Here is an 11,951-nt window from a genome sequence, read left to right as displayed (position 1 = left end):
TATTTATTCTGTCGCTTGCCAGTTTAGGGATTTACATTATGTAGCCTCTAGGTTAGGTAGATGTAAAACTCTTATATAAGCATGTGGTTACATGATGCAGCGCACATTTTACCCTTGAGTATGTTGATAAAGTTGTGTCGCTTAGTTTGGGTTTGCTTATTCGTTCATCCTTAGCTAAGTTATATCGAGTCGTGCTATTTATTTTGGTTGAGAGATGGAAGTCACCCTGACAAGAATTTCCACTGACAATCGCCATTGGAGGATACTATTGTGAGCAAAAAACTATTAAGTGCGCTTTTCGGGGCAAGTCTTGCAGCGTTAGCGCTGTCGCCAACCGCATTTGCTGCAGATCAAAAATTGTCTGATTTCCATGCTGAGTCAGGTGGATGCGAAAGCTGTCATAAAGATGGTACACCTTCTGCGGATGGTGCCTTTGAATTTGCACAGTGCCAAAGTTGTCATGGTACCTATGCTGAAATGGACGCTGTGCATAAGCCACATGACGGTAATTTAGTCTGTGCAGATTGTCATGCGGTACATGATATGAATGTCGGTCAAAAACCTACCTGTGAAAGTTGCCATGATGATGGTCGTACCCCAGCAACTGTTCTGAAAAAATAATCTCAAAAATACGTTTAGAAAAGTTGGTATATACCTTCATGTCTAAATAAATAACGCCAGCAAATGCTGGCGTTATTTTTATCCGTTTACTAACCGATTACTCGTCTTTTGGCTGACCTTGGATGATCTTCTTGCCGGAGAACATAGCTGAAATAATCCCTGGTTGACGTTTTACTTCAGTATAAATCACCGCGAATACATGTAATAACATCAGCAGTAACAACACATAAACCGCATAGACGTGCACTTGACCTGCCAATCCTTTCATTGGTTTAAGTGCATCCGCTTTTTCTGCGTTCACACCCGTTGCATCATAGGGTTTTAAGCTTGTAGGTTCGACATTGGTATCGGCAAGATAGCTTTGTACAGCACTACCTAGCGGCGGATAATAAATATCTGTACTTGCACGCAAAAGTCCAGTGATCATTATGGTCACTAATAGCAACATGATGGCCAGCACGGCAAATTTACCTTTAGGGTTATGACCTAAATACTGCGGATTTTTCCCCGCGGCTAATTCAGTTTTATAAGCTATTAATTCGCTTTTGCTATTAGCATTGGGAAACATGTGGCTGAAACGCGCATATTTGTTACCGATAAAACCCCACACAAGGCGGACGAGGAGGTTTATTGCGAACGCATATCCTATGCACACATGTAAAGTTTTCAAGCCAATTTTACCTGTTAACTCAGATATGCCTAGCTCAGTGCGATACATCATGATGCCACCGACTAAGATGAGTGCGAGCACAAGAATGACATTAATCCAATGAAATAATCGCGTCGGTTTGTCCCACACAGGATAGGATTTTATTTCAAAAGCGGTGGGGTTACTGCTGGACATGGAATTTCCTTATTTTTTGTGTTGGTATGATCTTACGCTTTTATCCTAAAATTTCAGTAACTTTTTTCAGTTTCAATTAAGACTTCTGATTGATAGTGTAGTCAACGAAAGTGTTAGAAGTTTTTGATTTGCGTACGGTAAATATTTTTTACGTAAGTCTTTTTAATCTGTTTTATCTAATGCTAATATCGTGACCACGGTAGACTTGGAAGTCTATTGAACGGATGTTGAAGTCGTATTTGGAGGATCTTAGATCCTTAAAGTGAATAATCGTTAACCAGACAGGGAGTGAGCAGGATGTTCAAAATATTACATTGGATTGTAGTGTCACGATCGCAAGTATTGATGGAATTGCTCGCAGGACGTTGGCCGCAGGAGTTTCTCGTTAAGTTGACCCAAGTCAGCCCTGATGGGATGTGTGAGAAAATCAAAGATAATAATGCCTCTATGGTCGTGATCGATTTAGCGACTGTTGATCTTCAAAAAGCCCACCAATTTCAGCGTTTACTTGCCCGTGAGCAACCGAGTGTGCGAGTTGTCTATTTGCAGTTCCCTAAACAAGTGGATGCACGTTTCTTAATGCAAGCTGCCACAACTGCAGGGGTGTTTTATCTCGATGCAGGTTTAACTGAGATAAGCCTAGGACTCTCGAATATTTTACGAGGTCATAGGGTCATCCCAATTCAGCTCATTAATGGGGTAAATGATGATTTTGGATTGTTCGAAGACACTGAACCGTTAACTATCCGTGAGCGTGAAGTATTACAAGCATTGTTGACGGGAAGTACTAATTTAGATATCGCCAATCAGTTGTTTGTCAGTGAAAGCACGATAAAAACCCATTTGTACCGAGTATTCCGTAAAATTGGAGTGTCTAGCCGTGGTCAAGCGATTGCGTGGGCACAAACCTATTTGCACGATGTGGTGGTTTAAGTCGATATCAGTATTGATATACAAACGGATATACATTTAAGTTAAGTCTTATCTCAGATAAAAGGGGCTAAAGCCCCTTTTATTATTTCTCAAAAGTGTTCTTAAGCCGAAAGTCTATTAACGTCCAAGCCAAGCCGCTATTTTGCTTTTGTCACGAATGGATAGGGCGACAGTATCCTTAGGCGCGGCAGTTATCATCAATTCACCCGTCATCAATTCATCCCGTCTAAACCAATGTAAATTCAAGGATTCACGCAGCGGATACAGCTGTAGCTGCGCCTCAAATTGTCCTGTGACTTGTAGGTTATCCGCGGCAATTAACACATCACCTGCACTTAACCCTGCAAGGCATGCAGGGCTGCCTTGGGTGACCGTCACGATTTTTAATCCTATAGGTGCTGCTTGGGTTTTCGCGCCGAATGCAATCTCATAACCTTTCGCTTGCCCGCCGCCCACATCTTGCGCACCTTGACTGGCTCGAAGACTCAAGTCGACCCCAAATTCGGCGAGTAAAGCCGCTAACGGAATATCGTCAGTGCTATCTAAGTAGGCAAACAGATCTTGGCAATCACGACCAAGGAGTCGTTCCACGATGGCTTGATGGCAAGTATCTGTGGTGCCTTTATCTTGCAGAGCATATTCCTGCCATAAAATCTGCATAACATGGTCGAGATTGTATTTGCCCTGGGTTTCGCTGCGCAGGGTTAAATCTAAATACAGCGCAAACAGAGCCCCTTTAGTGTAATAACTGATGATGGCATTTTGTGCGTTTTCATCCTGCTTGTAGAACTTAGTCCAAGCATTAAAGCTTGAGTCCTTAACACTTTGTTTAAAGCGTCCCTGGCTGCGATAGACACGGGTGAAGGTCTCACTCAGCATATCTAAATAGCTTTGTTCATCTACCAGACCTGCACGATAGGTAAGAAAGTCATCGTAATAGGAGGTGATGCCTTCATAGGCCCATAATTGTGGCGTATAGGTTTCTGCATCAAGTTTATAGGGTAAAAAGCATTCAGGCTTAATGCGCTTAACGTTCCAGTTGTGGAAATACTCGTGGCTGCACAGGGATAAATAAGTGCGATAGTCGTTATTGACTGGCGCATCGAGCGACAGTGGTAAGTCTTTGCGTGAACACATTAATGCAGTAGAAGCTCTGTGCTCTAAACCGCCAAAGCCATTGTCTAATACTGAGGTCATAAACAAATAACGTTTAAACGGTGCAGGCGTACCAAAGAAGTTAATCTGATACTCACAAATGGCCTTTAAATCTTGGCAGAGCCTTGGCATACAAGCACGGTGGCGACCATTGAGTACGATATCATGCCGCACGCCACAGGCATCAACCCCCCCTAAGGTGAATAAGCCCATTTCCACCGGATGATCGATGAGCTCGTCATAGCTTTTAGCTGAAAATTGGCCGAAGGCAAAATCGTCACCACTGGTGCGGGTCATGCTGGTAGCAAGGCGCCAGTCACTTAATGTTGACTCTGTTGGTGGCTCTATAGAGACTGTATGTAAAGTGTCTTCAAAACCATGGGCGGATAAAAACACGCTACTGCCGTTAAAGAAGCCGTGGGTCGTGTCCAAATGCGCGGTGCGCACCGACAGATCCCAAGCATACACTTGATAAGTCAGAATAATTTCGCTGCTATTATTGTCAACCGACCAAGTTTGCTTATCTAGTTGGGTGAGCTTAAGCGTTTGGCCTTGTGCATCTTGTGCCTTGAGTTCAATGATATTTTTGGCAAAGTCGCGCACCATGTAACTGCCTGGCAGCCAAGCGGGTAGGCTAAAGACCTGCAATGGCTTGGGTTGTGATAATGTCATAGTGACAGCGAATAAATGGGCTTTCGGATCGACGGGGATTATCTGGTAATGGATCATATTTATCCTGCAAAACCTGAGTGTTTTAATGGTGGCCATGCTGCCAAAAATGCCTGCAACTGGCAAATGAAAAGCAAAATATCTGCAGACACAAAGTATTGAATTGCTAGTATACTATGCCAACTAACCCAAGGAGGACGCCCCATGGCCGAAGAAACGATTTTCAGCAAAATTATTCGTCGCGAAATTCCCGCGGATATTCTGTATCAAGATGAACTTGTGACTGCCTTTAGAGACATTTCCCCTAAGGCGCCAACGCATATTTTGATTGTGCCGAATCATTTGATCCCAACGGCGAACGATATGAAAGCCTCTGATGAGCCGGTGCTTGGCCGTATGATGACGGTTGCGGCTAAATTGGCGGCTGAAGCGGGTATCGCTAAAGATGGCTACCGACTGATCATGAACTGCAATCAACACGGTGGACAAGAAGTCTATCACATTCATTTCCACCTTGTGGGCGGGGAGCCTCTGGGGCCCATGTTGAGCCAAGGAAAATGAAGGTCAATTCGGATTTTTTCCCGCTGACCCAAATGGCGCAGCGGTTTGTGGATCAATTAGCTCAGTGTCGTCGCCTCGGTTTAACGGTACTGGAGGCGAGTGAGCACCATGTGTTGATTGAGTTGCCCTACAGCACTGAATTAATTGGTTATCCCGATACGGGCGTTATCCATGGTGGAGTGATCACTACCTTAATGGATACTGCCTGTGGCAGTGCAGTCGTGAGCGCAATTTTCCATAAATTCAAATTGTTAGAAATCTCACCCACGCTCGATTTGCGGGTGGACTACATGAAGCCCGCTCAGCCCCATAAGCCTGTATTTGGTTTTGCAGAATGCTATAAGTTATCTTCTAATATTGCCTTTACCCGTGCAATTGCTTACCAAGACAGTATAGACGATCCCATCGCCCATGCCGTCGGCTCTTTTATGCGGATCAGCCCTGAAATGGTCGGTGATGCCTTTAGGCAAGCGTTAATGGGTGAAGCCGTGCCTGAGATAGGAGAGAGTGATGAGCGCAAATAATTCGATACTAGATGCAGCCAGTCCAACTCAAAACGCACAGGTTAAAGCGCCTATTGATGTGCAAGGGATAGTTAAACGCGCCACTGAACTTAATGATTTTGGCCATTTACTTGAGCACGTTCCCTATGCCAAATTTATTGGCATGAAGGTGGAGCGTTTTGGTGATGAACTGATTTTTAAATTGCCCGCTAAAGATGACAATATCGGTAATCCTGTGTTGCCCGCCATTCATGGTGGTGTGATTGCGGGCTTTATGGAAATGTCGGCGATAGTGCAGTTAATGGTATTTATGCAAACAGCAAAGGTGCCTAAAGTCGTTGATTTTTCAATCGACTATTTACGTGCAGGTCTGCACAAGGATAGTTTTGCTGAGTGTCGTATTACCCGTCAGGGTCGACGAGTCGCCAACGTGAATATTGATTGTTGGCAAACCAATCGTAAGCAGCTTATTGCTACGGCACGGGCACATTTTTTGATTGATTAATCTGATTAAGTTTAGATTGATGAAGCATGACTGATTCACTATTTTAGATTGAGAATGCTTTATTTAACCTATGTTATTAAGCATGAGTTCAGCACTGTTCGATTAGTTTGTCGTTTAATGGGAAATGATGCGCTAGCTGCGTATTTTGTGGCGTGACTAGGAGAAATATATGAAACAAGTTTATACAGGGTTATTACTGGCCGCAGCGCTTACCTTAGGTGCTTGTGCCTCACATACCGCAGGGATTTCAGTGAGTTCACTGGGTGAAACCCGCGTCGATAATTCCAGCTTTGCCCGAGATATTGCGGTACAGAGTGTGGATGCACGCCGAGTCGGTGATTTAGTGCAGGGCTCAGCGTTGATTGTTAGCAAATCCTCTTCCGATATGCGTGTGCAATATAAATTCACTTGGTACGATGCCAGCGGCTTTACTATCGAAGATGAAGCGACCAGCTGGAAATCGGTGAAATTACACGGTAAACAGCAATTGCAAGTCGGCGCTGTTGCACCTAATGCCCAAGTGGTTAAATTTGATGTATACGTGCGTGAAACCTTTTCAAACTAAGCTTGAGTTTGCTTCTGTTTAGTTTATTCCGTGTTTAATTGATTTTTTGATATTAAACCCGTTCTAAAAAGGCTTACTTCTTTTAAGGAGTAAGCCTTTTTCTTCGTTTTATATCAACGTTCAATGACCTTAAGGTCACTCAAATGTTATTAGCTTTCGTCTTTTTGACATTGAAAGTTGCGATAAATTACCCATTTTTAAGCAAAAAGGTTTACGGCAAGATGAAATCCGGACTTTAGTCCTAAATACATTCAGTGATTGAGCACTACTATCAGCATGTTACCACATGAGGATAGAAAGATGACTGCTCATATTAATGCTCAACCTACTGATTTTGCTGAAACTGTTATTATGCCGGGTGATCCACTCCGTGCTAAATATATCGCTGAAACCTATCTCACCGATGCCGTAGAAGTCACGAATGTTCGCAATATGCTTGGTTACACGGGCTTTTACCAAGGACAACGCATTTCCGTTATGGGGCATGGTATGGGTATTTCATCTATGGTGCTCTATGGCCATGAGCTGATTAATTATTTTGGCGTGAAACGCATTATTCGTATTGGCAGTTTAGGTGCAACACAAAAACATGTACAAATGCGAGATGTCATTTTAGCCCAAGCCGCAGGCACGGATTCAGCTACTAACGCTAAGCGTAGTAGCGGCTACCAAATGGCGACTTCTGCGACCTTTTCTTTATTGCATAAAGCCTATACAACAGCGAATGAGAAAGGTATTAGTGTAAAAGTTGGTAATATCTTTAGTGGTGATCTTTATTACGATCCCGATGAAGATATGATCCCTGCACTTGAACGTTTTGGGGTATTAGGTATTGATATGGAAGTGGCGGGGCTTTATGGATTGTCACACCAACAAGGTATCGAATCATTAGCCATTTTAACGGTATCGGATCATTGTTTAACCGGTGAAGAAACTACGGCCGAAGAACGCCAACTCTCTTTTAATAATATGATCGAGCTCGCGTTAGAAACCGCCCTCAATTAGGTTTAAAGCCATCCTTTGAACCCTTAGCATTTCACTTATGGAATGACATAATGAATAATAAAATTACTTTAACAGCCATCAGTTTTCTCGCCAATTTTATTATGGCGGGCTTTGCGACCCAATTTGGGATGTTGATTGAACCCATAGCTGAGAAATTTGCCGCTAATGTTAACGAAGTTGCATCAATCTTTTCATTGCTCAATGGTGGTGCACTCGCGGGGACGATTGCAGCATTTTTCTTTATTGAAAAAATGGGTATCAAAAGAATGACCTTGATAAGTTACAGTCTGGTTGCTCTTTCTGCTCTGGCTTTACATCTAACCAGTTCCCTACAAGTTGTGATGGTAGCAATGACCTTAATTGGTTTTTGTGGCGGTATCGGTCTATGTATTGCTGGTACGATTGTGGTGTCTGTGTGGCAAGAGAAATTACAAAGCACAATGTTAGTGGTGCAAGATGCAACGTTTAATATTGCAGGCGTTATTTTTCCATTGATAACGACTTATGCATTAACAAGTTCACTATCATGGAGTTATAGCTATTTAGCCGTAGGTTTAGTGGCGTTCGGTACAGTCATTATTACCTTGTTCACTCATTTCTCTATTTGCGAGCAATCGTCTACAACACAAGAGAAACAACAGTCTGAATGGAATCTCGGTATTATTAGTGGAGGTATTGGTTTATTTTTAGGAATGCTGGCTTTATATACTTTTTTAACTTGGGCACCTTTATTTGTAAAACAAAAATTTGATATTCCGTTTGAAGATGCCGGTAATATTATTACCCAGTATTGGTCCGCTGCGCTAATTGGGGCATTAATTTCGACTGTGATTGTGACTCGTGTAAAAATTCACCATTTCTTAGTCGGTATTATTGCTTTAGCTATGGTGATCACCGCTGCCATTGTCAGTACCAATAATCTTAATTGGATAGCTTATTTAACCTATGGTTACGGTTTTGTGTGTGCTGCTCTTTATAATGCATTTATTGCTTATGGCGTGTCTTTTGTAAAAAAAGCCAGTAGCAAAAATGTGTCATATATTCTTATTAGTGGAAGTGCAGGGGCGATGTTTAGCCCAGCCATCAGTTCTTTCTTTGAACGTATTATCGGATTACAAACAGTGATGTACGTGATTCCTCTGCTTTACGCAGCGATATTTATGCTATTGATCGTTTCAAGTCGGATGAAACCGGCTATGGAACAACACTCGCCATCGGTAAGTTAATTTACCTGTGCATCCATCCCACACTCGGTTGTTAAATTAAGTCGAGTGTGGGTTATGTTGAAAGCGGTTATATACCTGCTTCAACAAATTTCTTGAGTGCGTTGAGATCACAAATCCGAATGCCATCTTTTTTCCGCTCAATTAAGCCTCGTTCCTCAAGATTTTGTAGCGCCCGACGGTAGACTCGGTCGGTAGTGCCAAATCGTTCAGCCTCTAAATAGCGTTTACTAAAGCCATCTACAGGCAAGTCATTTAAGTATTCATGATAAATATCAAATGCCACGTTATAACTGATGGGATAGAGCAGTCGCCGAGTAAAAATATCCACTGTGTCTTGGTAGTCAATCGCAATTGCACTGGCGAAGAATAGCGCGAGTTGAGGGTGCTGACCGAGGCAATGTTGCAGTTTTTCAGCGCTAATCAACATGATTTCTAAGGGTTCACTGGCAATAATGTCTAGTTGACAGTGGTACTGGGTGAAGAACTCCATTTCGCCAAACAGTTGTGAATCACAATCAATAGTACCTAATTGAAAACACCGACCATTTCTCGCGGTATGGCCGAGTGATACGCGACCTTGCTTCACCAATACAAGTGATGCCATCGCTTCCCCCTGCGTCATGAGGTGAGCGCCTTTTTTGAGCATTTTTATTTCGCTGATACAGCTAAGTACAACCGCTTCAATAAGTGGATAGTCTTGCTCCCATCGCTGGCTATAACGTCCTTTCGATAAAGGTTTTAGCTGCATCGACTATTGTCCTCTTACTGTGTTCGAAATTGCGACCTTCTATAGCATTATCATGATAGGCGGTCAAATGGACGAAAGGATTTAGGCGGCTACTAAAGATATTTTCATCATACGAACTGAAGGGCAGTGGTTTTCGCGACATTTAATTGAATCGCAGAGATAAGAGTGCCCACTTTTTATTTCCGTCATGTATACTAGGCGCCGCCAAGGGGTGTTTGTTGTGCATTAATGTTACTCTGATTTTAACGTTAACGGCTGCAAACTGAGATGTCATCTGACGAACCCTTAGAACCTGATCCGGCTAATACCGGCGTAGGAATGGGCCAATCAACAGCACACTTCTGAATCGCTTATTCGTTGCCGGATCTCAAACATTATATTTGAGGTCCTATGTCAAACCGTAAAACGTCAAACCATCAATCCCCATTTTCAACCGTATCGCCAAGCTTATTTTTAGCCCGAGCGCCGCTGGCATTAGCCATCGCCGCAGCGCTGAGCACCCCTGTTTTTGCACAAACCGACGCTATCGATAAACCCGATCCCAGCACTGAGATGGAAGTCATGGTGGTGACGGCGGATTTTCGCAGTTCAAGCTTAGAAAAAATGCCCTCCAGCATTACCGTTATCGACAGTCAAAAAATTCAAGATGAAAGTGCGCAACACTTTGAAGATCTGCTTAATTCTATCGCCAATTTTAACTGGTCAGGTGGAAGCTCGCGGCCGAAATATTTTCAAATTCGCGGTGTAGGGGAGCAGGAACAATACCAAGGCGCACCTAATTCTTCCGTGGGTTACATCATAGATGATATCGATTTATCCGGTATTGGTATGGTGTCGAGCATGTACGATTTACAGCAGGTCGAAGTGCTTCGTGGACCGCAGGGGACGCGTTACGGCGCGAATGCCTTAGCGGGATTGATTTATCTGAAGAGTAACGATCCAACTGATGTGTTTGAGCATGGCGGCGAAGTGTCGTTAGGCGATGATGATTTACGCACTTTTAGCGGGTTTAGCTCGGGCCCATTAACGGATTCTGGCAAGCTGCTTTATCGTGTGTCAATGCAGCAGCACCAGCAAAATGGTTACCACGATAACCTGTATTTAGACCGTGATGATACCAATGGTCGCGATGAATTCAGCGGCCGCGCTAAGCTGCGCTGGTATGCGACAGATGATTTGCAGTTTGATTTAACTGTGCTGCATGCCGATTTTGATAATGGCTATGATGTGTGGAGTTTAACCAATTCACCAACCCAGACAACATCGGATCAACCGGGTGTTGATAGCCAACGTACCACAGGCGCGGGTTTTAAAGCGACCTATTCTGGCGCAGAAAACTTCGAATTAACTTCGTTAACCTCTTTTGCGAATACCGATCACCATTACAGTTACGATGGCGATTGGGCTAACTCAGAATATTGGGCCTCTAAGCAATGCAATGATGACAATGGCAATCTGGCGCCGTGTCAATACGATTATTTTTGGGATAAAACGGGTCAGCGTAAAACCGCGTCGCAAGAGTTTCGCCTAAGTTCTACCGAGCAGGGCCGTATTTTTGCAGAGAGTACTGATTGGTTGCTTGGTGTGTATGCCATGAATCTGAAAGAAGATAACCAATTGTATTCTGAGTACAATACTTCGCTAGATGAAGTCTTAGACTCAGAGTATGAGGCGACAAACTATGCACTGTTTGGCCAGCTTGATACGGATTTGGGCTCAAATTATGCTTTATCTGTGGGGCTACGTTTAGAGCGCCGCAACAGCCATTACTCTGATACGAATAACGATAATTTCGACCCGAGCGAAACCATGTGGGGTGGTCATATTGCTGTGAGTAAAGTGCTGAACGACTCACACAATGCTTATGTCCGAGTCGCACGCGGCTACAAGGCGGGCGGTTTCAACATGACTTTGCCCGTCGAATTGAACGATAAAAAAGAGTTTAGTACTGAGACGCTCTATAACTATGAAATCGGCCTTAAATCCCATTGGTTAGCGGGACTTATCGATACTAATTTGGCGCTGTTCTATATGGACAGACAAGATCAACAGGTGGCTGCATCACAGCAAGATCCCGATAAACCACAGCGTTTTATCTTGTTCACTGAAAATGCAGGCAGTTCGAATAACTATGGCGCTGAGTTAGATGCAACCTGGTATGCCACGGATAATCTGCAAGTTTACTCAAGCTTAGGTTGGTTAGAAACGGCCTACGGTGACTACCAGTATCAGGACAAATATGGCACTGAGGTGGATTTAACTGGCCGCGATCTAGCCCATTCTCCACATCTTACCTACAGCCTTGGCGGGACTTATCGTGCTAATTCGGGTTGGTTTGCGAACCTGAATCTTAGCGGTAAGAGTGAATTCTATTATTCAGACAGCAATGAATCCCGCTCTGAACCCTACACTATCGTCAATGCCCGCGTGGGTTATGAGGCGAGCGCCTGGTCGGCATATTTATGGGGACGCAATCTGTTTAATGAAGAATACGGTGTGCGTGGCTTCTATTTTGGCAATGAGCCAGATAACGGTTGGGCGGAAAAGCAATATATTCGTTACGGCGATCCGCGTCAGATTGGCGTAACCTTTAACGTTAAGTTTATGTAATAGCTC

The 11,951-nt window shown here is 43.6% G+C and carries 12 protein-coding genes and 1 riboswitch; of the genes, 9 read left to right on the top strand and 3 right to left on the bottom strand.

The genetic code is table 11. The features are described 5' to 3' along the window. Positions 1-270 precede the first annotated feature (270 nt). Positions 271-621, top strand: coding sequence for a cytochrome c3 family protein (locus HQQ92_RS11225; protein ID WP_105252823.1), 351 nt, complete (start codon positions 271-273; stop codon positions 619-621). 97 nt (positions 622-718) lie between these two features. Here the strand turns inward: HQQ92_RS11225 and HQQ92_RS11220 are convergent, their stop codons facing one another. Then, a complete protein-coding gene (locus tag HQQ92_RS11220; RefSeq protein ID WP_173245380.1) occupies positions 719-1,465 on the bottom strand; it encodes a cytochrome b/b6 domain-containing protein in 747 nt (248 codons plus the stop codon). 297 nt (positions 1,466-1,762) lie between these two features. Between HQQ92_RS11220 and HQQ92_RS11215 the strand changes: the two genes are divergently transcribed. Beyond that, positions 1,763-2,398 (top strand): LuxR C-terminal-related transcriptional regulator, encoded by a 636-nt coding sequence (locus HQQ92_RS11215; RefSeq protein ID WP_173245378.1) that lies wholly within the window; start codon positions 1,763-1,765, stop codon positions 2,396-2,398. A 117-nt stretch (positions 2,399-2,515) separates the two neighbouring features. Here HQQ92_RS11215 and HQQ92_RS11210 read toward each other — a convergent pair whose 3' ends face one another. Beyond that, positions 2,516-4,282, bottom strand: a complete 1,767-nt coding sequence (locus HQQ92_RS11210) for a M61 family metallopeptidase (RefSeq protein WP_173245375.1) — start codon at positions 4,280-4,282, stop codon at positions 2,516-2,518. A 144-nt stretch (positions 4,283-4,426) separates the two neighbouring features. Here HQQ92_RS11210 and hinT point away from each other — a divergent pair, with 144 nt between their 5' ends. The 6 genes from hinT (at position 4,427) to tsgA (ending at position 8,587) form a co-directional block, all read left to right on the top strand. Further along, positions 4,427-4,783 (top strand): purine nucleoside phosphoramidase, encoded by a 357-nt coding sequence (gene hinT / locus HQQ92_RS11205; protein ID WP_006081303.1) that lies wholly within the window; start codon positions 4,427-4,429, stop codon positions 4,781-4,783. Next, positions 4,780-5,307 (top strand): PaaI family thioesterase, encoded by a 528-nt coding sequence (locus HQQ92_RS11200; RefSeq protein WP_173245372.1) that lies wholly within the window; start codon positions 4,780-4,782, stop codon positions 5,305-5,307. Before hinT ends, HQQ92_RS11200 begins: the two co-directional genes overlap by 4 nt. Further along, positions 5,294-5,791, top strand: coding sequence for a PaaI family thioesterase (locus HQQ92_RS11195; RefSeq protein ID WP_105252820.1), 498 nt, complete (start codon positions 5,294-5,296; stop codon positions 5,789-5,791). The genes HQQ92_RS11200 and HQQ92_RS11195 overlap by 14 nt, the downstream gene beginning before the upstream one ends. Positions 5,792-5,960: 169 nt before the next feature. Then, on the top strand, positions 5,961-6,356 hold the full coding sequence (locus HQQ92_RS11190; RefSeq protein WP_028760301.1) for a YcfL family protein: 396 nt from the start codon (positions 5,961-5,963) through the stop codon (positions 6,354-6,356). Positions 6,357-6,656: 300 nt separating this feature from the next. Then, the gene (gene deoD / locus HQQ92_RS11185) at positions 6,657-7,361 is read left to right on the top strand and encodes a purine-nucleoside phosphorylase (RefSeq protein ID WP_173245369.1); all 705 of its coding nucleotides are present in this window, start codon (positions 6,657-6,659) and stop codon (positions 7,359-7,361) included. 50 nt (positions 7,362-7,411) lie between these two features. Next, positions 7,412-8,587, top strand: coding sequence for an MFS transporter TsgA (gene tsgA / locus HQQ92_RS11180; RefSeq protein ID WP_173245366.1), 1,176 nt, complete (start codon positions 7,412-7,414; stop codon positions 8,585-8,587). Positions 8,588-8,654: 67 nt separating this feature from the next. Here the strand turns inward: tsgA and HQQ92_RS11175 are convergent, their stop codons facing one another. Then, complete coding sequence (locus HQQ92_RS11175; protein WP_012196926.1) at positions 8,655-9,335, bottom strand: Crp/Fnr family transcriptional regulator; 681 nt, start codon at positions 9,333-9,335, stop codon at positions 8,655-8,657. Positions 9,336-9,532: 197 nt separating this feature from the next. Continuing rightward, a riboswitch (TPP riboswitch) is annotated at positions 9,533-9,671 on the top strand. Positions 9,672-9,725: 54 nt separating this feature from the next. On the opposite strand from HQQ92_RS11175, the gene HQQ92_RS11170 reads away from it, so the two are divergent. After that, the gene (locus tag HQQ92_RS11170; RefSeq protein WP_173245364.1) at positions 9,726-11,945 is read left to right on the top strand and encodes a TonB-dependent receptor; all 2,220 of its coding nucleotides are present in this window, start codon (positions 9,726-9,728) and stop codon (positions 11,943-11,945) included. The last annotated feature ends 6 nt before the right edge of the window (positions 11,946-11,951 follow it).

Source organism: Shewanella sp. DC2-4 (assembly GCF_013248875.1).
In the GTDB taxonomy this organism is placed as follows: Bacteria; Pseudomonadota; Gammaproteobacteria; order Enterobacterales; family Shewanellaceae; genus Shewanella; species Shewanella oncorhynchi.
This window is presented reverse-complemented; position numbering and strand designations above follow the sequence as displayed.

Excerpts from the sequence above, each read along its gene's own strand:
- HQQ92_RS11170 (WP_173245364.1), top strand. The coding sequence starts at position 9,726 with ATGTCAAACCGTAAAACGTCAAACCATCAATCCCCATTTTCAACCGTA.
- HQQ92_RS11215 (WP_173245378.1), top strand. The coding sequence starts at position 1,763 with ATGTTCAAAATATTACATTGGATTGTAGTGTCACGATCGCAAGTATTG.
- HQQ92_RS11210 (WP_173245375.1), bottom strand. The coding sequence starts at position 4,282 with ATGATCCATTACCAGATAATCCCCGTCGATCCGAAAGCCCATTTATTC.
- HQQ92_RS11220 (WP_173245380.1), bottom strand. The coding sequence starts at position 1,465 with ATGTCCAGCAGTAACCCCACCGCTTTTGAAATAAAATCCTATCCTGTG.
- HQQ92_RS11200 (WP_173245372.1), top strand. The coding sequence starts at position 4,780 with ATGAAGGTCAATTCGGATTTTTTCCCGCTGACCCAAATGGCGCAGCGG.
- deoD (WP_173245369.1), top strand. The coding sequence starts at position 6,657 with ATGACTGCTCATATTAATGCTCAACCTACTGATTTTGCTGAAACTGTT.
- HQQ92_RS11175 (WP_012196926.1), bottom strand. The coding sequence starts at position 9,335 with ATGCAGCTAAAACCTTTATCGAAAGGACGTTATAGCCAGCGATGGGAG.
- tsgA (WP_173245366.1), top strand. The coding sequence starts at position 7,412 with ATGAATAATAAAATTACTTTAACAGCCATCAGTTTTCTCGCCAATTTT.
- hinT (WP_006081303.1), top strand. The coding sequence starts at position 4,427 with ATGGCCGAAGAAACGATTTTCAGCAAAATTATTCGTCGCGAAATTCCC.
- HQQ92_RS11190 (WP_028760301.1), top strand. The coding sequence starts at position 5,961 with ATGAAACAAGTTTATACAGGGTTATTACTGGCCGCAGCGCTTACCTTA.
- HQQ92_RS11195 (WP_105252820.1), top strand. The coding sequence starts at position 5,294 with ATGAGCGCAAATAATTCGATACTAGATGCAGCCAGTCCAACTCAAAAC.